21 protein-coding genes are annotated in these 26,698 nt (G+C 40.5%); 15 read left to right on the top strand and 6 right to left on the bottom strand.

Annotated features, from left to right (window positions below; all coding sequences use genetic code 11):
- Positions 1–78 precede the first annotated feature (78 nt).
- From topA to J8Z28_RS10175, 3 genes are all read left to right on the top strand, one after another.
- Positions 79–2,739 (top strand): type I DNA topoisomerase, encoded by a 2,661-nt coding sequence (topA, locus tag J8Z28_RS10185; protein WP_250659364.1) that lies wholly within the window; start codon positions 79–81, stop codon positions 2,737–2,739.
- A 145-nt stretch (positions 2,740–2,884) separates the two neighbouring features.
- Positions 2,885–3,340 (top strand): carboxymuconolactone decarboxylase family protein, encoded by a 456-nt coding sequence (locus J8Z28_RS10180; protein ID WP_250659363.1) that lies wholly within the window; start codon positions 2,885–2,887, stop codon positions 3,338–3,340.
- A gap of 9 nt (positions 3,341–3,349) precedes the next feature.
- Positions 3,350–3,535 (top strand): YrhK family protein, encoded by a 186-nt coding sequence (locus J8Z28_RS10175; protein ID WP_054561655.1) that lies wholly within the window; start codon positions 3,350–3,352, stop codon positions 3,533–3,535.
- A gap of 67 nt (positions 3,536–3,602) precedes the next feature.
- Here the strand turns inward: J8Z28_RS10175 and J8Z28_RS10170 are convergent, their stop codons facing one another.
- A complete protein-coding gene (locus J8Z28_RS10170) occupies positions 3,603–3,845 on the bottom strand; it encodes a hypothetical protein (RefSeq protein WP_054561654.1) in 243 nt (80 codons plus the stop codon).
- 238 nt (positions 3,846–4,083) lie between these two features.
- Here J8Z28_RS10170 and J8Z28_RS10165 point away from each other — a divergent pair, with 238 nt between their 5' ends.
- Positions 4,084–4,632, top strand: coding sequence for a TIGR00645 family protein (locus tag J8Z28_RS10165; protein ID WP_054561653.1), 549 nt, complete (start codon positions 4,084–4,086; stop codon positions 4,630–4,632).
- Positions 4,633–4,692: 60 nt separating this feature from the next.
- On the opposite strand, the gene J8Z28_RS10160 is transcribed toward J8Z28_RS10165, so the two are convergent.
- Positions 4,693–6,318: an alpha-glucosidase family protein gene (locus J8Z28_RS10160; RefSeq protein WP_250659362.1), complete on the bottom strand. Its 1,626-nt coding sequence runs from the start codon at positions 6,316–6,318 to the stop codon at positions 4,693–4,695.
- Between the two features lie 683 nt (positions 6,319–7,001).
- On the opposite strand from J8Z28_RS10160, the gene J8Z28_RS10155 reads away from it, so the two are divergent.
- The 9 genes from J8Z28_RS10155 to J8Z28_RS10115 all read left to right on the top strand — a co-directional run bounded on the left by J8Z28_RS10155 (position 7,002) and on the right by J8Z28_RS10115 (position 21,122).
- Positions 7,002–9,791 carry a TonB-dependent receptor gene (locus J8Z28_RS10155; RefSeq protein WP_250659361.1) on the top strand — a complete coding sequence of 930 codons (2,790 nt, stop codon included), beginning with the start codon at positions 7,002–7,004 and terminating at the stop codon, positions 9,789–9,791.
- A 105-nt stretch (positions 9,792–9,896) separates the two neighbouring features.
- On the top strand, positions 9,897–11,393 hold the full coding sequence (locus J8Z28_RS10150) for a tryptophan halogenase family protein (protein ID WP_250659360.1): 1,497 nt from the start codon (positions 9,897–9,899) through the stop codon (positions 11,391–11,393).
- Positions 11,394–11,395: 2 nt separating this feature from the next.
- Positions 11,396–13,246, top strand: coding sequence for a glycoside hydrolase family 13 protein (locus J8Z28_RS10145; RefSeq protein ID WP_250659359.1), 1,851 nt, complete (start codon positions 11,396–11,398; stop codon positions 13,244–13,246).
- 94 nt (positions 13,247–13,340) lie between these two features.
- Positions 13,341–15,215 (top strand): alpha-amylase family glycosyl hydrolase, encoded by a 1,875-nt coding sequence (locus J8Z28_RS10140; protein WP_502934623.1) that lies wholly within the window; start codon positions 13,341–13,343, stop codon positions 15,213–15,215.
- Positions 15,208–16,692: an MFS transporter gene (locus tag J8Z28_RS10135; protein ID WP_250659357.1), complete on the top strand. Its 1,485-nt coding sequence runs from the start codon at positions 15,208–15,210 to the stop codon at positions 16,690–16,692. The genes J8Z28_RS10140 and J8Z28_RS10135 overlap by 8 nt, the downstream gene beginning before the upstream one ends.
- Before the next feature lie 12 nt (positions 16,693–16,704).
- Positions 16,705–19,104, top strand: a complete 2,400-nt coding sequence (locus J8Z28_RS10130) for a glucan 1,4-alpha-glucosidase (protein ID WP_250659356.1) — start codon at positions 16,705–16,707, stop codon at positions 19,102–19,104.
- Positions 19,105–19,164: 60 nt separating this feature from the next.
- The gene (locus J8Z28_RS10125) at positions 19,165–20,058 is read left to right on the top strand and encodes a sialate O-acetylesterase (RefSeq protein ID WP_250659355.1); all 894 of its coding nucleotides are present in this window, start codon (positions 19,165–19,167) and stop codon (positions 20,056–20,058) included.
- 198 nt (positions 20,059–20,256) lie between these two features.
- The gene (locus J8Z28_RS10120; RefSeq protein WP_054561644.1) at positions 20,257–20,661 is read left to right on the top strand and encodes a hypothetical protein; all 405 of its coding nucleotides are present in this window, start codon (positions 20,257–20,259) and stop codon (positions 20,659–20,661) included.
- 74 nt (positions 20,662–20,735) lie between these two features.
- The gene (locus J8Z28_RS10115; RefSeq protein WP_055020870.1) at positions 20,736–21,122 is read left to right on the top strand and encodes a hypothetical protein; all 387 of its coding nucleotides are present in this window, start codon (positions 20,736–20,738) and stop codon (positions 21,120–21,122) included.
- A gap of 7 nt (positions 21,123–21,129) precedes the next feature.
- On the opposite strand, the gene J8Z28_RS10110 is transcribed toward J8Z28_RS10115, so the two are convergent.
- Together J8Z28_RS10110 and J8Z28_RS10105 are read right to left on the bottom strand one after the other, a co-directional pair.
- Positions 21,130–21,411 (bottom strand): hypothetical protein, encoded by a 282-nt coding sequence (locus tag J8Z28_RS10110; protein WP_250659354.1) that lies wholly within the window; start codon positions 21,409–21,411, stop codon positions 21,130–21,132.
- A gap of 42 nt (positions 21,412–21,453) precedes the next feature.
- Positions 21,454–21,849: a hypothetical protein gene (locus J8Z28_RS10105; protein WP_054561642.1), complete on the bottom strand. Its 396-nt coding sequence runs from the start codon at positions 21,847–21,849 to the stop codon at positions 21,454–21,456.
- Between the two features lie 238 nt (positions 21,850–22,087).
- Between J8Z28_RS10105 and J8Z28_RS21845 the strand changes: the two genes are divergently transcribed.
- Together J8Z28_RS21845 and J8Z28_RS10100 are read left to right on the top strand one after the other, a co-directional pair.
- Complete coding sequence (locus J8Z28_RS21845; RefSeq protein ID WP_152966942.1) at positions 22,088–22,177, top strand: DUF1287 domain-containing protein; 90 nt, start codon at positions 22,088–22,090, stop codon at positions 22,175–22,177.
- A gap of 102 nt (positions 22,178–22,279) precedes the next feature.
- Positions 22,280–23,200: a hypothetical protein gene (locus J8Z28_RS10100; RefSeq protein WP_054561641.1), complete on the top strand. Its 921-nt coding sequence runs from the start codon at positions 22,280–22,282 to the stop codon at positions 23,198–23,200.
- A 65-nt stretch (positions 23,201–23,265) separates the two neighbouring features.
- On the opposite strand, the gene J8Z28_RS10095 is transcribed toward J8Z28_RS10100, so the two are convergent.
- Together J8Z28_RS10095 and J8Z28_RS10090 are read right to left on the bottom strand one after the other, a co-directional pair.
- Positions 23,266–25,452, bottom strand: coding sequence for an OsmC domain/YcaO domain-containing protein (locus tag J8Z28_RS10095; RefSeq protein WP_250659353.1), 2,187 nt, complete (start codon positions 25,450–25,452; stop codon positions 23,266–23,268).
- A 193-nt stretch (positions 25,453–25,645) separates the two neighbouring features.
- Complete coding sequence (locus tag J8Z28_RS10090; protein ID WP_055198756.1) at positions 25,646–26,665, bottom strand: LacI family DNA-binding transcriptional regulator; 1,020 nt, start codon at positions 26,663–26,665, stop codon at positions 25,646–25,648.
- Between the last annotated feature and the right edge of the window lie 33 nt (positions 26,666–26,698).

The following is a 26,698-nucleotide window of genomic DNA, read 5'->3' as shown; positions in this document are numbered from 1 at the left end:
ACTTATTTGTGTAATGTGATGGATATACATTTATAAGGGCAAAAAACTTTTAAAATACTCGGTCAGAAATAGGCAGCTATGGGCAAATCACTTGTAATTGTAGAGTCTCCAGCAAAGGCAAAAACAATTAATAAATACTTAGGTAACGATTTCATCGTAAAGTCCAGCGTTGGACATGTGCGTGATCTACCAACTTCAGGTTCAGGCAAAACGAAGACTGCAGCGACGAAAACGCCTGCTGAAGTTCGAAAAATGTCACCAGAAGAAAAAGCTGCCTATAAAAAGCAACGCGATTATAAAAATCTTGTTGCTCGCATGGGTATTGATCCTGAAAAAGGCTGGGAACCACATTACGAAGTCTTACCGGGCAAAGAGAAAGTTGTTCAAGAATTAAAAAAGCTTGCTGAAAACGCCGATAAAATCTATCTCGCAACCGATTTGGATAGAGAAGGGGAAGCCATTGCATGGCACCTTGAACAGATTATCGGCGGTGAACCTGAAAAGTATAAGCGAGTTGTTTTTAACGAGATCACTAAGAATGCGATTCAGCAAGCATTCGAAACACCCGGTGAATTAAACACTGACATGGTTTACGCACAGCAAGCGCGTCGTTTCCTTGACCGTGTAGTGGGTTTTATGGTGTCGCCATTACTGTGGGCTAAAGTGGCACGTGGCTTATCAGCCGGTCGTGTGCAATCTGTCGCAGTACGTTTACTTGTTGAACGTGAACGCGAAATCAAAGCATTTATTCCTGAAGAGTTCTGGGATATCCATGCTGATGTTAAAAATACAGAAGCAGCTTTACGCCTAGAAGTGACCAAACACGCTGACAAGCCTTTTAAGCCAGTTAATGAAGAGCAGGCGATGTCTGCCGTTAGTCAACTTGAAAAAGCTGACTACAAGGTCATTAGCGTTGAAGAAAAGCCTAGTAAGAGTAAACCAAGCGCACCATTTATTACTTCAACCATGCAACAGGCAGCAAGTACACGCCTAGGTTATGGTGTTAAGAAGACCATGATGCTGGCTCAACGCTTATATGAAGCAGGTCACATTACTTATATGCGTACCGATTCAACTAACTTATCGAAAGATGCGGTTGAAATGTGTCGTGATTACGTGACCGAGCAGTTTGGTGAGAAGTATTTACCGAAAGCACCGATTAGTTATAGCTCTAAAGGTAATGCACAAGAGGCGCACGAAGCGATTCGTCCTTCTAGTGTTACTGTGTTGTCTGGTCACTTAGACGGTGTTGAAGCGGATGCGAAAAAACTGTATGAATTAATTTGGCGTCAATTTGTTGCCTGCCAGATGGTTCCTGCAGAATACGATTTAACAACCTTAACAGTTGGTGCTGGTGATTATCAGTTAAAAGCAAAAGGCCGCGTGCTTCGCTTTGATGGTTGGACTAAAGTTCAGCCGGCTGTTCGTAAAAAGAACGAAGAAGATCAATCACTACCTGCGGTTAAAGAAGGTGATGTACTCTCGCTTGTTGAGTTAGACCCTAAACAGCATTTTACAAAGCCACCTGCACGTTTTAGTGAGGCAAGCTTAGTTAAAGAATTAGAAAAGCGCGGCATCGGTCGTCCTTCTACGTATGCATCTATTATCTCAACGATCCAAGACCGTGGTTATGTACGTGTTGAAAACCGCCGTTTCTTCGCCGAAAAAATGGGTGAGATTGTTACAGACCGCTTAGTCGAGAACTTCGAAGACCTGATGAACTTTGATTTTACCGCTAAGATGGAAGGTCGTCTGGATGATATCGCAGAAGGTGAGCGTGTTTGGACACAAGTTCTTGATAAATTCTATACAGACTTTTCAACTCAGCTTGAAATTGCCTCAGGCGACGAAGAGCGCGGTGGTATGCGCCAAAACCAAATGGTCGAGACTGATATCGATTGTCCGACTTGTGGTCGTAAGATGGGGATTCGTACTGCATCAACCGGTGTATTCTTAGGTTGTACGGGTTACAATCTGCCACCTAAAGAGCGTTGTACTACGACCATGAACTTGGTGCCAGGTGATGAAGCTATTGCGGCAGATGTGGAAGACGTAGAAACTGAATCTTTGATGCAAATGAAGCGTTGCCCAATCTGTGAAACGGCAATGGATTCATACCTGATCGACGAAACACGTAAATTACATGTGTGCGGTAACAATCCAGCGTGTAAGGGTTATATCGTTGAACAAGGTACCTTTAAAATTAAAGGTTACGACGGCCCAATTATCGAATGTGATAAATGTGGCTCAGATATGCAGTTAAAATCGGGTCGTTTTGGTAAGTACTTCGGTTGTAGTAATGAAGAGTGTAAAAATACACGTAAGTTACTTAAAAACGGTGAAGCCGCGCCACCAAAAGAAGATCCAGTTCATTTACCTGAACTTGAATGTGAAAAATCAGAAGCTTACTTTGTACTGCGTGATGGTGCATCGGGTATTTTCTTAGCTGCAAATACCTTCCCTAAATCACGTGAAACGCGTGCGCCAAAAGTGGAAGAATTAAAACGTTTCAGAGACCGTATTTCTGAAAAGTTTTATTACCTTGCTGACGCACCTGCAAAAGACCCTGATGGTAATCCTTCAGTTGTTCGTTACAGCCGTAAAAATAAAGAGCAGTATGTAATGAGTGAAGTAGATGGTAAAGCCACAGGCTGGACTGCTCACTACCAAAATGGCAAGTGGGTAGAAGAGAGCAAAAAGAAAGCCCCAGCTAAGAAAAAAGCGGCGGCTAAAAAGTAAATTTACATCTATCTTGATTATAAAAAGGGATTGCAATTGCAATCCCTTTTTTGTGCTTGTATGACACTGCGAATGTCGTTTTTTACCAATATTTGCTTTTAGGCTGTTGTTATTCTGTCATCAACATCAAGACAGGAGATTTAAAATGCAAACACGTTTATCACAACAGCAGCTATATTCACTCAACCCAGGACTTGTTAAACATTTAACTGGGCTCAGCGCACTGCCAGAAGATACAAATATAACCGCGAAGCTCGCTGATTTAGTAAGACTAAGAGTGTCGCAAATTAATGGCTGTGGGTTTTGTCAGCATATGCATTCAGCAGAGCTGAGAAGCCAAGCTGAGCGTCAACAGCGACTCGATGTACTAGCCGCTTGGCGTGAAGTCCCTGTATTTTCAGAACAAGAAACTGCAGCACTCGCTTGGGCGGAAGCCTTAACAAATATCATTAATAAACATGTTGAAGACGATGTTTACAACCAAGTGTCTGCTATTTTTAACGAAAAAGACATCGTGGTATTAACGACGGTAGTACTTGAGATAAACAGCTGGAATCGCATAGTTAAAGCGTTTCACTTTATCCCTGAGTTAACAGAATAAGGAATGGTCATGAAGTTTACACTCGCACCTAAAGTTAATGCGTTGGTGAATATCATATCAGCATGCGCCTTTTTCTTTGGGAGTACCTTATTTCTACCTGCATTTATAGAATATGCCACAGTGGGGGTGGTGTTATTCATGGTAGGTTCGTTATTATTTTTATTAAGTGCATTAGCTGATTATTACAGTCATTAAAAACAAAAAACCGGAGCGCACATCATTGTGTCATTCCGGTTTTTCTATATTCTAAGTAGGCGTAAAATTAGATTTGTACGTCTTTTACTTTTTTATAGCCTTCAGCTTCAAGCTCATCGTTTAAACATTTTAATACGTATGGCTTTAACTCTTCGTTGCTGATGTCATCATCTTTTGCCCAGTTTAAGCACATTTCAGTGTATTCTTTGATCATTTCAGCTGATGCTTCAGGTGCTTCGTTAGCGATTGCATTCGTTGCTGACACGCTTAAAACAGGTGCCAAAATTAGTGCTAGCAATGCTTTTTTCATTTAATTATTCCTAATCAACAAAAGTAATTATTACCGGCTCAATTGCACAGTAATGGTGCGCAATGTGTATCTCACTTTGCTTGAGTGAATTTATAAACTAAATTTCAAAAAAAGATAACGAAAAATTTTTATCGTAAAGATAAGCAAAAAATAACCATTCTTTTGCTTCTAATGCTGGTAATCGTAAGGTCAAAACACGTATTATCGCGCTAATTTTAAAAGAAAAGTGAACTAACTTATGTCTGAACAAGTGACTCATTCAAAAATAAAGAAAGTACCAAGCAAACTAGAGCAAGTTGTGGAGACTTTTATCTTTCGCTCGCGTTGGTTATTAGCACCATTCTTTATTGGCTTATTAGTCGCTGTAGTATTACTGCTGCTAAAGTTCTTTAAGTATTTATACAGTATGGCCTTAAATACGTTCACTGCGTCAAACCAAGAGCTTTTGGTAGGTATTTTGACTTTAGTTGACACTGCGCTACTAGCAGGGCTTTTGCTTATCATCATTTTCAGTGGCTACGAAAATTTTGTGTCAAAGTTGAATATAGACAACCATGAAGACAGGCCTGTGTGGATGGGTAAAGTTGGTTTCTCGGGTCTGAAGATGAAACTGATAAGCGCTATTGTCGCTATATCGGCTGTGGAGCTTTTAAAAGTATTTATTAGCTCGAACAACCATTCAACAGATGAGCTACTCTGGAAGGTGTTAATACATGTCACGTTTGTGGTGTCGGGGGTGTTGTTTGCGCTCACAGATTACATTAATAGTAAAACCATGAACCACTAATACCACGATTAGGAATAAAAAAGCCCTGCATTGCAGGGCTTGGTTTTTAACAACTGATTATTAATTCAGGGTTGCGTAAAAGCAACCGAACCCGGGCAGAGTGACTGTATTATTGTTTAATTCAGCTGTGTGATGAGATATCTCAGTATGCTGTGAAGACACAGAATCAGAGATTGTCAGTTCACTAGTTTGTGCACCTAAGTTGAATGCACAAAGCATTTTAGTGTCGTTAAGCGTTCTATAAAAAGCAAGCACTGGCTCTTGCGTTTCGATAAATTCAATATCGCCTTCTAACAATACGTTCTTATCTTTACGCCATGCCATAAATTCACGATAAGCATTCAAAATTGAATCTTTATCTTGATCTTGCGTATTTACGGCGACTGATTTGTGCGCATCGCCCACAGGTAGCCAAGGTTTTACTGTTGAGAAACCTGCTTGCTCAGCATCTGCTGCATTCCATGGCATTGGTGTACGACACCCGTCACGTCCTTTAAAGTTTGGCCAAAATGTAATGCCATATGGGTCTTGTAAGTCTTCAAATGCAACTTCAGCTTCACCTAAACCAAGTTCTTCACCTTGGTACATACAAACGCTACCACGTAACGAAGCAAGTAGGGCTGTTAGCATCTTACATTGCTGAGGCTCAATTTTTTCACCTTGACTCCAACGGCTAGCAACACGTTCAACGTCGTGGTTGCTAAATGCCCAACATGGCCAACCTTCAGTCATGCGCTGCTCTAAAGTGCTAACTGTAGTACGAATATATTCCGCGCTATAGTCGTTAGTAAGTAGCTCAAAGCTATAACCCATATGAAGTTTGTCACCACCTGATGTGTACTCAGCCATGGTTGCTAGTGAATCTTCAGATGAGATTTCTCCTAATGCAACTGTACCAGGGTACTTGTTAAGTAAGGCACGAATGTCTTGCATAAAACTAAGGTTTTCAGGTTGCGTATTATTGTAGTAGTGATACTGGAACGCGTAAGGATTGTCTTCGCTAAAGCCACGGCCTTGACGTTTCTCTGGTGGCTTAGCTGGATTATCACGTAATTGAGCATCGTGATAGCAAAAGTTAATTGCATCTAAACGGAAGCCATCAACGCCTTTCTTCAGCCAAAACTCAACATTATCTAATACTGCTTTGCGTACTTCAGGGTTATGGAAGTTTAAATCTGGCTGCTCAGCAAAGAAGTTATGTAAGTAATATTGACCACGACGCGGTTCCCATTGCCATGCAGGGCCACCAAAAATTGATAACCAGTTATTTGGCTGTGTGCCATCAGGCTTTGCATCAGCCCAAACGTACCAATCTGATTTGTCGTTGGTTTTATCTTCACGGCTATCAAGGAACCATTGATGTTGATCTGAGGTATGGCTCAATACCTGATCAATAATGATCTTAATATCACGTTGATGAGCTTGTGCGATGAGTTCATCAAAATCGTCAAGGTTACCAAACAATGGGTCGATATCACGATAGTCACTGATGTCATAACCAAAGTCTTTCATTGGTGATTTAAAGAAAGGCGAAACCCAAATAGCATCAACACCTAGGCTTTTAATATAATCAATACGATCAATGATACCTTTGATATCACCAATGCCATCGCCATTGGTGTCTTGGAAACTGCGCGGGTAAACTTGATAAATAACCGCACCTTTATACCACTGCTTTTGAACCATGTTTTTCTCCATCGTGACACTCAGTGTATGTAAACTGTTAGGCAACCGTTAATGCAATATGTTGCCGGAATGTCAAAAGCATACGTGAAGGGTGAGATACTGTAAAAACTCTGCATACGTATGCACGCCAAATTCATCTTTGTTCTCAGTAAAATTTATTAACTTGATTTAAAAGTAAACAACTCGATTTTCTATCAATAAAATTTACCAATTAGGTTTGCTGGGTTTTAATTATGATCGGGAACGCCAGCTTGGTGCATAATATAGCTGGCTTACACCATAATGGTGCAGGGGTTGTATTGGTAAGACCAATTATCATTGGTATAGACTAGTACCTTTAATAATTGCGTTAAGTCACCATCTAACCGAGATAAATGGCTTAGTACCTATTTGTGTAACCAAATTTGGGGCGAAAATATAGCGAAAATGTTTCAATACTATTAAATCACACAATAAAATTGATAAATCATTTATATTCATATAGTTACAATTCTGTTTTGTAAAAATGTTGTTAATGTTCGTGATGGTGGACTACGCTGAATACGTATGCATAAATTTGTTAAGAAAATAATCAGAGCGTTAATATTCAATTCGACAACAAAATCAGTCAGCGAATTACAGCTATTATGTTAATGAATAACTGCAACACGTTGGCATTACAATTTAGGTAATGGGAAAACATCATGTCTATGTTCAAACCAAGTATATTAACTCTGGCTTTAACAGCCGCAGGTTTAAATAGCTTTGTAGCTTATGCTGCAGAAGAAGACCAAAAAGCAAAAAACGATAACGTTGAAGTTATCGAAGTAAAAGGTTTTCGTGGCAGTGTTGTAGAATCTATTAATACTAAACGCTTCACTCCTGAAGTTGTTGAGTCAATTTCAGCAGAAGATATCGGTAAATTACCTGATTCATCAATCGCAGAATCAATCGCACGCCTTCCTGGTTTAACAGCACAACGTCTAGACGGTCGAGCTAGCCGTGTAAGTGTTCGTGGTTTCAGTGAAAACGAAAGTGCAACAACATTCAACGGTCGTGAGCAAGTTTCAATCGGCGACAACCGTGGCGTTGAATTTGACCTTTACCCATCAGAAATTATGAGTGGCGTAACGGTATATAAAACTCCAAGCGCAGGCATTGATGCTGAAGGTATCGCTGGCGTTATCGACATGCAAACTGTTAAACCTTTAAGTAAAGGTGAGCAAGTTATCATGTTCAACGGCCAATACGAGCAAACGGGTTTTGACAAATTAAACCCAGACGGTGACGATAAAGGTTTCCGTGGTACGGTTTCTTACATTGACCAATTTGCAGATGACACAATCGGTGTTGCATTCGCTTACAACACGATGAGCTCTCCAAACCAAGAAAAACGTTGGAACTCTTGGGGTTACCCTGAATTTACAGGTGAAGATGGTAATACGTACTCAATTTTAGGTGGTGCTAAGCCATTCGTACGTTCATCGACTCTTGAACGTGATACAGCAATGCTTGTTATTGAAGCTGCGCCGACTGATCGCCTGAACATGACATTTGATGCTTTATATGTAGATTTCTCTGATGAGAAAATCTTACGTGGTATCGAAGTGCCATTTGCATGGGGCCAAGGTTCAATTGACCCAAGTTCAGCTGTTGTTGACGCAGATTCTGGTTTCATCACAAGCGCAGTAACAGAAGGCCAACGTGTTGTTGTTCGTAATGACTACGAAGAGCGTAACGCAGAACTAACTCAGTTTGGTTTTAATGCAAAATACGACATCAGCGATGATTGGTCAGTAGAATTTGATGTAAGCCGCTCTGAAGTTGAGCGTCAAATCTGGAGTATCGAAAGCTACTCAGGTACAGGTCGTGGTGATGCAAATGGTGTTGCTGATACGATTGGTTATGAGTTTGACGGTGGTAACACTGGCGCACAATTCAGCCATAACCTTGATTATAGCGATTATGACTTAATTCAACTTGTTGGCCCATTATCTTGGGGTGCAAGTGCTGCACTTAACGATAAGTACGGTCTAACTGATACTGCTTATCAAAATACTGCGCAAGATGGTTTCATCAATGCGCCAGAAATCAATGATGAACTAAGCACATTGAAACTTGCTGCAAGCAAAGTACTTGATAACGCTTACATCAGCCGTGTGTCATTCGGTATGTCATACCGTGACCGTGAAAAGAGCAAGTTGTCTGAAGGTTATTTCATGACACTAAAAGACTTCTCTTTATCAAACCCAGGTATGTTATCTATCCCAGAACAATACCGTTTAGGGTCAGCTAGCCTTGATTTCATCGGCATGGGTAACATGGTTGCGTATGATACCAATGGTTTAGTAAATGATGGTTATTATAACCTTCTTCAAGAAAGCTTAACTGATTCAAAACACAAGACACAATCTTGGACTGTACAAGAAGAAGTAACAGCGTTATTTGCTCAAGCTGACATTAATGCTGAAATTGGTTCAATCCCTGTAACAGGTAACGTTGGTGTGCGTTATGTGAAAACTGAACAGTCTTCACAAGGCTTCGCTGCTAATACTGTGGATGGTTTAGTTGTTGTATCTCCAACAGATGTAAGCCATGACTACAGCCACTTCTTGCCAAGCATCAACTTATCATTTGCAATTGATGAAGAGCAAACTGTACGTTTTGGTGCGGCAAAAACGATTTCTCGTGCTCGCTTAGACGAAATGAACTCATCAGTTAACGCTTCTTACAATCAACAACCAGATGAAAACGGTAACTACTGGAGCGTATCAGGTGGTAACCCAGAGCTTGAGCCAAAAGAAGCAACTGGTTTTGATTTAAGCTATGAAAACTACTTCCATGAAGAAGGTTACTTCGCTGCAGCTGTATTCTATAAAGATATCACTCAGTGGATTTTTGACGGTACTTATGAAATCGACATGAGCGGTGTAGCTGACCCGTCGACTGGTGAAATCCCTGAAACTTCAACAGGTACAGGTTCAGGTAAAGTGAACGGTGGTTCTGGTGACCTATGGGGTTACGAGCTTTCATTAACTCTACCATTCACTATGTTCAGCGAGTCACTTGATGGTTTTGGTTTAATCGCAAGCCATACAGGTGTTGAGCAAGACTTAACTGACCAAAATGGTAACGATTATGAGCTACCTGGTCTATCTGACCAAATTGATAGCTTAACAGTTTACTTTGAGCGTAACGGTTTCCAAGCGCGTACTAGCATGCGTAAGCGTAGCGACTTTAAAGGTGATGTATACGGTTTAGGTTTTGCGACTACACAAGTTGACATTAAAGGCGAAACAATTTGGGATGCACAAATTGGTTATGACTTTAGTGAAGGTGGTGTAGAGAGCCTTGACGGTTTATCTGTTACTTTCCAAGTACAGAACATCACAGAAGAGCCGTTCACATCACTACAAGGTGATAATTCACTTCAAGTACGTGACTACCAAGACTACGGTCGTACATTCCTGTTAGGCTTCAGCTACAAGCTGTAATTAGCTAAAACAGCGATAGAAAATTGCCCTTGTGATTTGTTTTACAAGGGCTTTTTTATATCAGTGAGCTACACTCAATGAATTGAAATTGGCGTTAGGTGTACTATGGAAACAAAAAAAATAACCAAGCTCGTGATTGCCGGTGGTGGTACTGCAGGTTGGATAACCGCTGCATTACTTAATAAAGTGCTGGGCAAAGTAATTGATATCACGCTGGTAGAGTCAGCAGAGATTGGCACTGTTGGTGTAGGCGAAGCAAGCATCCCACCTATTTTGCATCTAAATGGTGCGCTAGGCATTTCTGAAAAAGAATTTATTAAGGCGACTGGTGCCACGATTAAGCTTGGTATCGAGTTTGAAAATTGGCGCAGCCAAGGCCACAGCTACATGCATGCATTTGGTGAGATAGGTAAGGATTTTCCGTTTTGTGAGTTTTATCATTTTTGGCTAAAAGCAAATCAAGCTAATAATGCGCCTGATTTTTGGGATTTTTCACTTAATTATCAAGCTGCAAAAGCGCATAAATTTGCTCACCTCAAGCACATTCCTAACACTCAGTTGGCGGGCTTACATTATGCCTACCATTTTGATGCCACTCGATATGGCGAATTCTTAAAGGAATTAGCGCAATCACGAGGCGTAAAACGCATTGAAGGCAAAATTGAATCGGTTAATCAATGCCACGAAAACGGGCATATTCGCTCTTTGCTACTTAAAAATGGCGAGCAAATAGACGGCGACTTATTTATTGATTGCACCGGTTTACGTGCTTTATTGATAGAACAAACTCTTAATACCGGCTTTGAAGATTGGTCACATTGGTTACCATGTGATAGTGCGATTGCGGTGCAAAGTGAATCAGCTTCTGATGCAATTCCTTATACGCGTTCAATTGCAAGAGACTCAGGCTGGCAGTGGCAAATACCATTACAGCATCGTGTAGGCAACGGCATTGTGTATTCTTCTCGTTTCTTATCAGACGAAGCGGCAAAACAACAGCTCTTAGAAAATCTACCTGCCAAACCACTGACAGAGCCGCGTGTTATTAAATTTAAAACAGGCCGTCGTTTAAAGCAGTGGCATAAAAATGTGGTATCGGTTGGCTTATCTAGCGGTTTTTTAGAGCCATTAGAATCGACCAGTATTCATTTAATTCAAAGTGCAGCCATTCGTTTAATTAAGTTTTTTCCTCACCAAGGTATTAAACAAAGCCTTGTAGATGAATTTAATCAACAAAGTAAAACAGAATTTGAGCGAATTCGTGACTTTATTATTCTTCATTACAAGATTACTGAGCGTGATGACAGTGCGTTTTGGCGCTTTTGTAAAGGCATGGATATTCCAAGCAGTCTTAAAAAGAAAATTGAGCTATTTAAAACCAGTGGCAAGCTCGTAAGAGAAGACGATGAGCTATTTGCCGAAATTGCGTGGCAGCAAGTGATGATAGGGCAAGGGCTTATTGCAGAAGATCATCATCCTTTAACTGATGCGTTATCAGATGAGCAATTAAATGAATTATTTAGCAATTTAAAAACCTTGATTAATAGCACTGTCGAGCAGCTGCCGACCCACAGTCAATTCTTAGAAAAAGTACAAAATTAATTATGAAAAAAACACAATCATTTTTAGCGCTAACGACCGCATTTACACTTTTTAACTCAACAGCAAGTTTTGCTATTACTGCGTCACCAGAAAACTGGTGGGTAGGGATGCAAAATGACTCGTTACAAGTCATGCTTTACGATAACAATATTGCTAACAAAACGTGGCAAATGATGCCCTATAAAGGTGTTGAGTTCAAAGGGGTGACAACAACGAATAATCCTAACTACGCATTTTTAGATTTAAATATCAGTGAAAATGCAAAAGCGGGAACACTGACTTTTAAAGCTAAAGATGGCACAGAATTTACTTACCCATTAAATACCCGTGATAAACAAAGTGCCAATCGTCATGGTTTTACAAATAAAGACACGCTTTATTTAATCAATCCTGATCGCTTTGTAAATGGTGATCCAAGCAATGACACTGTTGCTGGTATGAAGGAGGCTGCAAACCCAAGTTTTAAAGGTGGCCGTCATGGCGGTGACATTCAAGGTGTTATTAATAGCCTAGATTATCTTGAGAACTTAGGCGTGACTCAACTTTGGCTAACACCGGTGCTTGAAAATGACATGCCAAGTTATTCTTATCATGGTTATGCTATTACTGACTTTTATAAAGTTGATCCGCGTATGGGCAGTAATTCGCTTTATAAAACCTTATCTGCAGAAGCGAAAGAGCATGGTATCGGCTTAGTGATGGACATGGTACTTAACCACTTTGGTTCATCGCATCAGTGGATGTCTGATATGCCTACTGCTGATTGGGTTAACTTTGATGGCAAGTTTGAAAACGGTAAAAATGCAACCAGTCACGCCAGACAAACAATCCAAGACCCTCACGCAAGCCAATACGACAAACGTCAATTTAACGATGGTTGGTTTGTTGAGTCTATGCCTGATCTAAATCAGCGCCAGCCGTTACTATCAACGTATTTGATTCAAAATGCCATTTGGTGGATTGAATACGCCAACTTAAGCGGCATTCGTGTTGATACCTACTCATACTCAGATAAAGCATTTTTAGCCGATTGGACTAAAGCGATTATGACCGAGTATCCAAACTTTAATATTGTTGGCGAAGAGTGGACAACCAACCCGGCTATTGCATCTTATTGGCAGCGTGGCAAAGTCAATCAAGATGGTTATACCTCTGATTTACCAAGTGTGATGGACTTTTCATTACAAGAAGCGTTGATCCAAGCACTCAACGAAGAAGAAAGCTGGAATACAGGTTGGGTAAAAGTGTACCAATCGCTAGCGAATGACTTTTTATATGCTGATACAGATAACATTTTAGTGTTTGCTGATAATCATGACATGAGCCGTGTTTACACTGAGCTGGGTCAAGACCTAGCAAAAACAAAATTAGCCATGACGCTGCTGTTAACAACTCGTGGTATTCCACAAATTTATTACGGCACAGAACTGTTACTTGATAACACACCAAGTAATGACCACGGTGATATTCGCATTGACTTCCCGGGTGGGTTTAAAGGTCAAAAAGCGAATGCCTTCACAGGTAAGGGGCTTTCAGCTGATCAGCAAGAGATGTTAGCTAGCATGAAAAAACTGCTTCAACTGCGCCAAGAAAAACCAGCGTTAAGCGAAGGTCGTTTAATGCATTTTTCACCCAAGCAAGGCGTGTATAGTTATGTGAGAGAACACAATGGCCAAACTGTATTGGTTGTTCTTAACAAAAACCAACAAGCCATTGATTGGGATTTAAGCTACATGCAAGAAGTGCTGAAAGGCAATAATAAAGGACGCGATTTAATTAGTGAAAAACGCGTTGATCTTGCAGCGCCAATCCGCTTAAAAGCTATGCAAGCACGCTTAATCGAGCTTGAATAATTGCAACTAATAGGCTGAATACGTATGCATTTACTGTCCGTATGCAGCCCTTAACATTAGTATGAACTGATATTTACAGAAAAATGAAGTAATGATGACAACATACAAACTAACTGCATTAGTAGTGGCTTCGGTTTTAGGCTTAACTGCCTGTGGTAACGACGCGCCAGTACAGCAGAACACGCAAAAGCAGCAATCAGAATCTAGCCAAGCAGCTATCTCTAAGCCTGTGGTTTACCAAGTATTCACTCGATTATTTGGTAACACTAACACCACCAATAAACCGTGGGGCACATTAGAAGAAAATGGGGTAGGTAAATTCGCTGATTTTAATGATGCAGCATTACAAGGCATTAAAGAGCTAGGAACAACACATGTTTGGTACGCTGGTGTACCGCGTCATGCTTTAGTAACTGACTATACCGAATACGGTTTGTCACAAGATGACCCTGATGTTGTAAAAGGCCGTGCAGGCTCACCTTATGCAGTGAAAGACTATTACGATGTTAATCCTGATTTAGCAATTAACCCTGAGCGCCGCTTAGAAGAGTTTGTAGAGCTAATTAATCGTACTCATAAGCACGGTATGAAAGTTGTTATTGATATTGTGCCAAATCACGTAGCGCGTAATTACGAGTCAGTCGCCAAGCCTGAGGGCGTAAAGGATTTTGGTGCTGAAGATGACACGACGAAAACCTATGCTCGCGATAATAACTTTTACTATGTAACAGGGCAGTCATTTCAAGTGCCTACCAGCGATAGCTACCAAGTGTTAGGTGGTAACCCGCATCCTCTTGCTGATAATCAGTTTGCCGAAACCCCAGCAAAATGGACGGGTAATGGGGCCCGTGCCGCTAAACCTGACATTAATGATTGGTACGAAACAGTTAAAATCAATTACGGTGTGAAACCAGACGGTAGCTACGACTTCCCAACACTACCGGATGATTACGCTGATAAAGATTACCGTGCGCACTACGCATTTTGGCAAGATAAAGATCTACCAAATAGCTGGTATAAATTCCGCGATATCGCGCTTTATTGGTTAGATAAAGGTGTTGATGGTTTCCGTTATGATATGGCCGAGATGGTGCCTGTTGAGTTTTGGAGCTTTTTGAACTCATCAATCAAGATGCAAAAAAGCGATGCCTTTATTTTGGCTGAGGTATATAACCCAACGCTTTACCGCCCTTATATCCAGCAAGGTAAGATGGATTACCTTTACGACAAAGTCGGTTTTTACGACACGGTTAAAGCTGTGATGCAAGGCAAGCAATCAGCGGATACTATTTTCGATATCCAAAGCCAAGTGGCTGATATTGAACAGCACATGCTGCACTTTTTAGAAAACCATGATGAGCAACGTATTGCTAGCCCAGATTTCGCTGGTAGTAGTGAAAAAGGTAAGCCAGCGATGGTGGTATCTACATTGATGTCGCGCTCGCCAACCTTACTTTATTTTGGTCAAGCTGTCGGTGAAGATGGCTCTGAGGACGGTGGTTTTGGCGACCCAACGCGTACCAGCATTTTCGATTATATGGGGGTACCTGCGCATCAAGCATGGATGAATAATGGTAAATTCGATGGCGGTGCGCTTTCAAAGCAGCAAGCTGATCTTCGCGCTTACTACACCAAGTTGATGTCGTTAAACACACTTCCTGCCATTGTTGGTGGTGACATGCAAGCGGTTGAATTGACAGGCTCAGAGCAAGTTATTGCGTTCACGCGTAAGCTAGGCCAACAACTAGTGCTTGTAGTAAGTAACTTTTCAGAAAACCAACAAAATGTTGAGCTTACTCTTAACCAAGCGTTGTTACCTAAGCTTAACCACAGTGGTTTAACGTTTACTGATAACCTAGAAAATCATGCCGACATTGTGATTCCTGAGGCATCTACTAAGGCGCCAATTCAATTACAACTGAACGGCTTAAGCAGTGCAGTATTTACCTTAAAGGCTGACTATGAATAATAACAAACCAACGCTAAGCTTTTGGCAAATATGGAATATGTGTTTTGGATTCTTAGGGATCCAATTTGGCTTTGCATTACAGAACGGTAATGTAAGCCGTATTTTTCAAACCTTAGGTGCCAATGTTGATGATATTCCAATTCTTTGGGTTGCAGCACCATTAACAGGCCTTATTGTTCAGCCGATCATCGGTTATTGGAGTGATAAAACATGGAATAAGTTAGGCCGTCGTCGTCCGTTCTTTTTCTATGGGGCTATTTTAACAACGTTATCGTTATTCATTATGCCTAACTCACCAAGCCTGTGGATTGCGGCGGGTATGTTATGGATCATGGATGCGTCAATTAACGTAACTATGGAGCCATTCCGTGCTCTTGTCAGTGATAACTTACCGAAAAAGCAACGTGCAACTGGTTATGCAATGCAAAGCTTCTTCATTGGTGTTGGTGCGGTTGTCGCGTCTGCATTACCTTGGATGATGACTAACTGGTTCGATATTGCTAATACTGCACCTGCAGGGCAAATTCCAGATTCTGTAAAATTCTCGTTTTACTTTGGCGCAGTAGTATTAATTATTGCTGTGTTTTGGACTGTCTTTACTACTAAAGAATATTCACCAGAAGAACTTGAAAGCTTTCATGAACAAGAGCAAAGCGATGACTCGGGCGATGTTCAAAGTGATGTAAACTTTAACAAAGGCGCTGCAATCTTTACGGTTCTTGGGTTTGTAGTACTTGGTATTGTTACGGGTCTATCGCTTGAAAAAGAGCTTTATTTACTTGCTGGTGGTTTGATTAGCTTTGGTGTTATTCAATTTATTGCCGGGGCTTTAAAGGCTAAAAACGCAACCAGTGGTGGCTTTTATCAAGTTGTGAATGATGTATTCACTATGCCAGAAACGATGAAACAATTGGCTTGGGTACAATTTTTTAGCTGGTTCTCATTGTTTGCAATGTGGATTTACACCACATCGGCAGTAACTAGCTTCCACTACAGCAGCAGTGATACAAGCTCTCTTGCCTACAATAACGGTGCGGATTGGGTTGGTGTATTATTTGCCGCTTACAATGGTTTTGCTGCCATTGCAGCACTGTGTATTCCGGTTATCGTTAAAAAAGTAGGGCTAAAAATGGCTCACGCTATCAACCTAGTGCTAGGTGCATTGGGTCTGGTCAGCTTCATTATTATCAAAGATCCAAGTTTACTGATCTGGCCAATGATTGGAGTAGGGTTTGCTTGGGCGTCAATTCTATCTTTACCATACGCAATGTTAAGTACCTCAGTACCAAGTAAAAAAATGGGTGTGTACATGGGTATCTTTAACTTCTTTATTGTTATTCCGCAGCTTTTAGCGGCAAGCGTATTAGGCCTAATTTTACGTCACTTTTTTGATAATCAACCGATTTATGCGTTAGTGCTAGGTGCAGTGTCATTCGTACTAGCAGCGGTCGCTGTACTGCGCGTTAAGCAACAATAATAAGGACACACCATGAAAAAATTTAATCTCATTACAGCAAGCTTGTTAGTGTTAGGTTTAACAGCTTGTAGTTCAGAACAATCAGCTAATACAGCAGTTGAGCAGGTGTCTGCACCAGGAGCACCGGGTGTTGAGCCTTTTTGGGCATACTCTGGTAAAACGGGGATTGGTACCTCTTACGAGCAATACCAAGACGGCCACTACAGCGACGCAGCTGCTACCGGCAAAGTATCAAAAGTTTGGTTTTCAATCGCGAAAGGCATGATCACCGAAACCATGTTTGGTTTAATTCACCAAGCACAAATCAAAGATATGCAGTTTGTTGTAGTTGGTAAAGACTTTACCGTTACAGAAAACGATGATCTCGATGTAAGCATTGATTATTTATACAAAGACGACGCTGGTCGTCCATTATCGCTTGCTTACAAAGTAGTAAGTAAAGATAAACAAGGTCGTTTCACTTTAGAAAAACATATCTTTACAGATCCAAACGGCCAAACATTGTTTGTTCGTAGCGTATTTAATACAGACCTTGAAGGTGTAAAAGCCTACGTTAATGTGAACCCTTACATTGATAACAACGGTTTAGACGATTTTGCAAAAGTGACTGATAAGGGTCTAGTTGCTTGGCAAGATGATAACTTTTTATCTTTACAAGCCGCTCAACCATTTAAGCAAGCAAGCGTTGGCTTTACGGGTGTAAGTGATGGCTTAAAAGAGTTAAAAGCATCGCAATCATTATCAACGACTTACCAAAGTACTGGTGATAAGTCGGGTAATGTAAGCTTACTTGCAGAGCTTGGTAAAGTATCAAAAAACACCACCTTTGATTTAGCTTTAAGCTTTGGTAATTCTGAAGCTGCAAGCTTAAAAGAAGGTCAAGCAAGTTTAAATCAAGGCTACCAAAAAGTGCTTGCTGCATATAACGGTGAAGGTGCTGCAATTGGTTGGCAAGACTACTTAGCAAGCCTTGAACCTTTAAGCACATTAACTAACAGCACCGCAGATAATGGAAAGTTGCTTTATACCAGCGCCATGGTATTAAAGGCGCAAGAAGATAAAACTCATGCCGGTGCTTTAATTGCGTCACTTTCTAACCCTTGGGGTGAAACGGTGTCGGCTAAAACAGGTTCTACCGGTTATAAAGCGGTTTGGGTACGTGATTTCTATCAAGTAGCAATGGCATTTATGGCCATGGGTGATGCACGTACCGCCAAGACAGCGTTTGAATATCTAGAAAAAGTACAAGTAACAGATAACACACCAGGCAATGGTGGTGACACTGGTTGGTTCTTACAAAAGACTCACGTTGATGGTGAGCTTGAGTGGGTAGGTGTTCAGCTTGACCAAACAGCAATGCCAATTATGTTAGCGTGGAAACTACATCAAGCTGGCGTACTTAGCGATCAAGAGCTGACAGATTGGTATGGCAAAATGTTAAAACCAGCTGCTGATTTCTTAGTTGATGGTGGCCTTGCGAAAATTCTTTGGAACGACACGCAAATTACACCGCCAGCAACGCAACAAGAGCGTTGGGAAGAACAAAATGGTTTTTCACCATCAACAACTGCAGCGGTTGTTGCAGGCCTAGTAACGGCTGCAGATATTGCTAAAAAAGCAGGCGACACTAAAAATGCAGAGCGTTACCTAGCAACGGCTAAAACGTTCAATAGTGAAATTGAAAGTACGATGTTTACGACTCAAGGTAACCTTAAGTCTGAAAACAGCGATGGTGAATATTTCATTCGTATCGGTCAAGACAAAGATCCAAACTCATCAACCACACTTAATGCCAATAACGGGCGTGAAGGCTTTGATAAAAAGCAAATCCTTGATGGTGGATTCTTAGAGCTTGTACGTTATGGTGTTCGTGATGCACTTGCGCCAAGCATTGTAAAAACATTACCAGAGTACGATGACGAAACCTTAGTCGATAATCTGCAAGTGCGTTACACCTTTAATTTTGCTGATGGCTCGGGTTCATTCCCAGGCTACCGCCGCTATGGTAACGATGGTTACGGTGAAGATGAAGTGACAGGTAATAACTATGCCGAAGGTGGTAATAACACCCCTGGTCAACGTGGTCGTGTATGGCCGTTTTTTACAGGTGAACGCGGTCACTATGAAATCGCCGCTGCAAACGCAACCAACAGCCTTGATGCGATGAAGCAACAAGCGATTAAAGACACTTATGTAAAAGGTATGGAAGCATTTGCCAATGAAGGCATGATGTTACCTGAACAAGTTTGGGATGGCGTAGGCAACAATAAAGCAGGCTATCAGCTAGGTGAGGGTACAAACTCAGCCACACCACTGGCTTGGACTCACGCTGAATACATTAAGTTACTCCGTTCAGTGAGCGATAAACATGTATGGGACCATTACCCAGTTGTTGAAGACGCATTGAAGTAAAAACTTATTTAACATGCCCAATATTTATTGGGCATGTTGCTTTTGGCAAAAGGAAAAATAATGTTAAAAAGAATGGCTTTATGTGCTCTATTAGCAGTAAGTACGCAAAGTAAAGCGGATGATTACTTGCTTTACTTTATGGGTGGCCAATCAAATATGGAAGGATTTGGCTTTAATAAAGATTTACCTGCGAAGTATAAAAAACCAGTTGAAAATACCTTACTCTTTTTTGGTAACCCTGTTGCTGATGATGCATTAAATGGTGGTAAAGGTGTTTGGACTAATTTAATGCCTGGCTTTGGAACAGGCGCTAGATCGACAGGTCATTCAATTATTTTATCTGAAAGATTTGGTCCTGAATTGAGTTTTGGTAAACGCTTATCTGAGCTTACAGATAAGAAAATAGCCATTATTAAATATGCACGTGGAGGCTCATCTATTGCGCTTGGGGCATCTGGCTTTGGTACATGGGGGCAGAACTATGCTGACAACACTAAGATTAACCAATGGGATAACTTTCAAACTACCGTAAGAGCTGCGTTAGCTAACAATGATATAGATGGTGATGGTGAAGCCGATACTTTAGTCCCAGCAGGGATCATTTGGATGCAGGGTGAGGCAGATGCCTATCATGAGCAAGCATCTAAGGTTTATTTAGCTAATTTAACAAGTCTGATGAATGATATGAAGATGACTTTTGGCAATATAGAGTTACCAATCATACTTGGCAGAATAGAAGACTCTGGTAAAACACCCCAAACACGAATGATGCCATATATTGAGACTGTATGGGATGCTCAGGAAAAGTTCGTTAAATCAAATGCTAATGCTCATTTAGTTGCCTTTGATGAGCCTGTCGAATTCATTGAAGATAAATGGCACTATAAAAGTAATTACTATATAAGACTAGGTAACCTTTTTGCAGAAAAAGCAGCCGAAACATTAGCTAAGTAAGCTTCTTTTAAATAGCTACTTAAATAATTAAACCGCCGAATTAACCTCGGCGGTTTTTTGTTTTGCACTTTTTTACAATTTAATTGTGCTTTCCTTATATGGGTACGTTAAGATAGCTTAACTTTAATTCAGTAAACAAAATCCATTACTATTTGGTGTAATTTGTAGCTGAACAATTAATTCAGGGAAGGTGCAAATATGTTCAAGGCTTTATCTACTTTGTTGGGTGTTGGTTTATTGTGTTCTTGTGCAATAAATACAAACGTGGATGAGTATGTGCTTGGTGATGTTGAAACTTCAGTCCGAGGTCACAATGTTGAAGTATTTACAGAACGCCAATTAGTGAGCCACAGAGCAACATTTCTTGGCCAGGTTTCGAGCTATTATTGCCAATTAGAAAGTGATATGCATTTACCACAAGCGGGTCCGTTTGATGATATTAATGGTTCTAGAAGTCAACTCCAGGACACTCTTAAAAGTAAAGTACAGCAAAGGGGTGGCAACGCGATTGTATTTGGACAGTGTTATATCAGTGCTCATGCAGATACTGATTGCCAAAAAGCGCTGAGTTGTGAAGGGTTTGCGTACCAAGTTGAATATTAAAAACTTTTACTATTTCCATCTCGTTACTTAAGGTCTGGACTGTGGCGAATTATCCTAACGCTATCCTAGGTTTGATGTTACTTTTTCATGCTTCTATTACCAGTTGTGCTGAACTTAAACCCTTCACTACAGATGGTTGCAGCTCTTTTCCTGATGGAACAATAGAACATAAAAACTTATGGTTGGCGTGCTGTACAGCCCATGATCTTGCATATTGGCAAGGGGGTACTTTCAAGCAACGTGAGCAAGCTGATATAGATTTAAAAGCGTGTGTTGCACAAGTAGGTGAGCAAGAAATTGCAGTATTGATGCTTGCCGGTGTTAGAGTGGGTGGAACACCTTTTTTACCTACTAGCTTTCGCTGGGGTTATGGCTGGCCATACCCTAAGCTTTATGGTGAACTAACAGAGCAAGAGCGCTTACAAGTTGAAAGTCGTCTAGCTGAGCTTAAAACTAAATAACCTATAGCTATCTAAATTCTTTACAGGTTTTTGATGCATAGTTGATCACAGTTGCTTCAGCGCTTTTGGAAAAATGTGATGACATGTAAAGACTTAATTGATGGTCGGGCATTTTAATGCGTGTAATGCCATTAAAGCGGTGAGGCTCAATATCTTTTGCAATCACAGCAGGAAGGGCTGTTATACCAGCTCTGTTCTTAGCCACAAAATCAACGGCTTGTTGCCATGTACTGACTTGATGTTCATGGCTTATCGATTCATTTTTATCAATGCCTAAATATTTAAGCATTAAGGTACGTGCCCCAGTTCCGCGTTTATAGACGATACCATTTTAGTTTGCCTGTCTGCGTAAATTCTCGATACTCAAGTCTGGGTTAGTACTGTGGCTGATTAACTCATATCCAACTTGATAAATTGTCGCTGAGCGAGTCGCAAATAGATCTCTCTGTGGTAACAATAAAAGTGGCATGGCAATATCTACTTCATTGTTTTGCAGCATTTTAATATGCCGTGCTTGCGGTACAGTGATTACGTCGTAGTTGCTATCAAGTTGATTGATAACGCAGCTATAGGCTGATTTTAATTCACCGTTAAATTGTTTGCGTGAGTACTTTAATGACTCGCCATTTTCACTTGATACACCAATAAGCACTTTAGCGGAAATTGAATGACTGAGTGAAATACTCATTAGAGCGAATAAGGTAAATAAAAAACGTAATAAATCCATTTATTAAAACATAATGTGGTAAGAGGTGAGTAATTTAGCAATGGCTACTCATAAATACAATATGGTTGCTGGAGCCAAAGCAGTGTGATTAATTTTACATATCAGCTTGCTGACTATTTCTTACTTTAAAACAATGAAATAAAGAGATTTTTGCTCAGTTAAGCTGAAACTACCGCTGCTAAAATCATGTAGCATTTTGTAGCTTACATATGAACTATCGAAAGATAAATTAAGAGCTCTGATTGTTCATAACATTGGCTGGGTTCCTAAAATGGAAGATAGGTTATTCACTTACAAAATTACAGGGCATTACCGATATAAACCCTAACATTCACATTAGGCTTCAATTAGTTACCACTTTAATATACATTTAAGATATCGTTTGTACCTCAATTGGGTTTAGCTTAATTTTAACTTTAAAGGGATTTATATGAAAAATGTTAGTAAATGCATTGCCAGCTTATTGTTACTACTTCCGACGACTATTTTTGCTGCTCAAGAAGTTGTGATTGAAAAGTCAGATAAATTTACCGAACTGTCAAAAGGCTTAAAGGTAAGTGTTAGAACTGGCCCTACAAAAAATGCCAAAATTTATGACTTTTCGACCAAAAAAATAACCATCAACGATGAGCATGGTGCGCCTTTTCAACGTTACTATTTGCAAATTGCCACAGCAGATAAAGAATGGGCTAAGGAAATCATTACGTTTGATGATAAAACAAATACAATTGACTTAAATGCACTACTTTTTGGTCAATTGGTAGACACTTCTGAACTGAATAAATTAGACTCAGCGCATGCTTTTTCTTTATATAATCGCCTTGAAAGTATCCTCTCGGAAGAATACGGAACATTTGAACAGGTTTATAATAATGGCCTTGCTGACTATTTAAATTATATGTCGATAGACGCCGGTTTTGAGAATTACATAGCAAGAACCGGGGGAGCGGGCGATAAACTCACAGAATCACTAAAAGAAATAAAGATGCCGCCTCTTGTTGAGCACCAACAATTAATAAGTGAGTTTATTAAGGCTGTAAATCAAAAAGACAAAACATGGTTGTTGGCACAGCAAAGACCTAATTCCTCACAGCGAGACTCGGGAATTTATGCGCGCGGTCTAAATGTGCTGTTTGAGTATTTTGATAGCATAGGTAACCCTACAAAGTTTAATATTACCCGAGAAACACAAGGTCGCTCTTATGACCTTAATTCTAATAAATACATTATTGTTGAATTACTTGAGCACAAAGGCCAAAGAGAAAAAATAGAGATGGAGTTTATGTTTGTAGATACTTATGGTGGCCGTTTCATTGCTGAATACGACATTACAGGTGTTCGTTTTCGTTAAGTAACGGGTTAAGTAAAGTTGAAAAGCCGCAGGTTACGAAAACGTGCGGCTTTGATATTTCTTCGTTATTGCCCTGCTTTTTTAGCGCGAGCAGCGTGTAGCTTTTTATAGCTTTCGATTAAACGAAGGTGCCTGTCTAAGCCCTCAAGCTTCATGCTGGTTTCTGTTAAACCATAGAACATAACATCGCCGTTGATTGAGCCAACGACTGCATCCATCGTTTCTTGACCAAACATACGGGTGAAGCTATGAATGTAATCTTCAATCTCTAGGTCATCGCTGAGTGCGACTTCCAATGTTGCATGCATTGCTTGGTAGAATAGGCCGCGTTCAACAATGGTATTGTCGTTATACTGTAAGAATGCTTCAACAAGCTCCATTGCTGCTTCTAAATCACCAAGTGCTAAGTAAATAAGTAGCTTCAGCTCAAGAATCGTTAGCTGACCCCACACTGTGTTTTCATCAAACTCAATACCGATTAAGGTGATGATATCTATGTAGTTATCTAGTTCACTTTCTTCTAAGCGCTCAACTAAATCAGCAAGTTGATCTTCTGATAAACGATGCAGGTTTAAGATATCCTCGCGGAAGTTAAGTGATTTATTGGTATTGTCCCAAATCAAGTCTTCCACAGGATAAACTTCTGAGTAATCAGGCACTAAAATACGACATGCAGTACCAAGGTCTGAGAACTCAGCAATGTAAGCTTCTTTACCTAAGCTTTCTAAAATACCGAATAAGCTCGCTGTTTCTTCTTCATTGCTACCTGAGAAATCCCATTCAACAAAATCATAATCGTGCTTAGCGCTGAAGAAGCGCCATGAGATCACGCCAGTTGAATCAATGAAGTGCTCTACAAAGTTTTCCGGTTCAGAAACTGCCATACTATTGAACGTTGGCTTAGGTACATCGTTTAAGCCTTCGAAGCTTCTGCCTTGTAATAACTCAGTTAAGCTGCGCTCTAATGCAACTTCAAAGCTTGGGTGCGCACCAAAAGAAGCAAATACACCGCCTGTTTTAGGGTTCATGAGTGTTACGCACATCACTGGGAACTGACCACCTAGCGAGGCATCTTTTACTACAACAGGGAAACCTTGTTCTTCAAGACCATTAATACCCGCAACAATACCTGGGTACTTGTTTAAAACCTCTTGAGGTACGTCTGGTAAAACAATTTCTTGTTCTATGATTTGGCGCTTAACTGCACGCTCAAAAATTTCAGATAAGCACTGTACTTTTGCTTCGGCAAAGTTGTTACCAGCACTCATACCATTACTTAAGAATAAGTTTTCAATTAGGTTTGAAGGGAAGTAAACCGTTTCACCGTCTGACTGGCGAACATAAGGAATCGAACAAATACCACGTTCTTTATTACCAGAGTTAGTATCGATTAAGTGTGAGCCACATAGCTCACCATCTGGATTATAAATTTCACGGGTATAATCATCTAATATGCCCTCTGGTAGAGAGTCATCATCAGTCAGAGCAAACCACTTTTCATTTGGGTAATGAACAAACTCGCTATTGGCAATGTCTTCGCCTAAGAACTGATCGTTATAGAAGAAGTTACAGTTTAAGCGCTCAATAAACTCGCCTAAAGCTGAGCATAGCGCGCTTTCTTTCGTTGCACCTTTACCATTGGTAAAACACATTGGTGAGGCTGCATCACGAATATGAAGTGACCATACATTTGGCACAATATTACGCCAAGAAGAGATTTCGATTTTCATCCCTAACTCTTCAAGGATGGCCGTCATATTTGCGATGGTTTCTTCAAGGGGTAAGTCTTTACCTAAAATAAAGGTATTACTGTCATCACCTGGTTTTGCCATCAACATTGCTTGCGCGTCTGCTTCGATGCTTTCAACAGTATCGATTTTAAATTCTGGGCCAGTTTGAATAACACGTTTTACTGTACAACGCTCAACAGAACGTAAAATACCCGTGCGGTCTTTCTCAGAAAGGCTTTCTGGTAACTCAACCTGAATTTGAAAAATTTGGTTATAGCGGTCTTCTGGATCAACGATATTGTTTTGTGCAACACGAATACCATCTGTCGGGATATCACGTGAATTACAATACACTTTAATAAAGTAAGCCGCACACAATGCAGAAGATGCTAAGAAGTAATCGAATGGACTTGGTGCAGTACCATCACCCTTATAGCGAATAGGTTGGTCTGCAATGACAGAGAAATCATCAAACTTGGCTTCAAGCCTGAGGTTGTCGAGAAAATTAACTTTAATTTCCATTAAAAAATTCCACCTTTGTGCGCGTTGTTATCTAAAGCTTTGTTTGCCAGATAAGCGTTTTCAACATAATAGGCGTAATTATCTGCTTTTTCGAAGTAATAGTCTTGGGTAAATCGAAAAAAAACTGATTTTAATGCAATAAGTTTCTGGTTGGGTAAGGAGGAGGCGATAACAAAGCTGTCATCGCTAAAAATTAAACACTCGAACCACGAATAATTAAACGCGGTGGTAAAAGGGTATTCTCTACATCTTCACCACGAATAAGTTTGAGCAGGTTATCGACCAACATTTGTCCGGCGAGGGTGGTATCTTGCTGTACGGTGGTAAGTGGTGGGTTTACAAAGCTGGCAACAGCAATGTTATCAAAGCCAACAACATGTACATCATCAGGAACCTTGATTTTCGCTTCTTTCAAGGCGCGAATAGCACCAATAGCAATAAGGTCACTGGCGGCAAACAATGAGTTAAAGCGAATGTTATTTGCTATGAGGGAACGAGTCGCGTGATAGCCTGATTCTTCAGTTGAAATCGCATTTGCCATCTTACGTTCGTTTAAAGCCACGCCTTTGGCTAAGAAAGCATCTTTAAAACCTTGGTAGCGAGCAAAAAATTCAGGGCTATGATCAGAAGCATCACCAATAAATGCACAATCGGTTCTACCTGTTGCGAGTAAATGTTCTGCTGCTAATTTACCACCGCCGTAGTTATCGCAGCTGACTGTTAAATCTGGGCGGTTATCGACGCTTGCACCCCAACAGACAAACTTAGTATGTTGGTCAATTAAGGTTTTAAATTTAGGTTGATAATCGAGGTAATCACCATAACCAAGCAGTATTAAGCCATCTGCACGGTGGCTGTCTTCGTAATCGGCTTGCCAATCAGAGCTGCTCGACTGAAACGATACCAGTAAGTCGTAGCCTTCTTTTGCACAAGCTCTTGTAATACTGCCTAGCATCGCCAAAAAGAAAGGGTTTATTTGTGATTCATCCGAAGTGGGATCTTCAAATAATAAAAGGGCGAGGGTGCTACTTTGTTGAGTTCTTAAGTTACTGGCATTTTTATCAACTTTATAGTTGAGCTGTTTTGCTACCTCATGAACACGTCGACGCGTTTCTTCGTTGACTAAAGGGCTATTTCGCAGCGCGCGAGAGACGGTTGACTGCGACACACCCGCATAATGTGCAATGTCAAAAGATGTCGCCTTACCTTTCATATGGTTACCAAATAACAGAAGTAGTAATTGCCA

Source organism: Pseudoalteromonas sp. SCSIO 43088 (assembly GCF_023650795.1).
GTDB lineage: Bacteria > Pseudomonadota > Gammaproteobacteria > Enterobacterales > Alteromonadaceae > Pseudoalteromonas > Pseudoalteromonas shioyasakiensis.
Note: the sequence above shows the minus strand (reverse complement) of the source record. Positions and strands in the feature narration are given on the sequence as shown.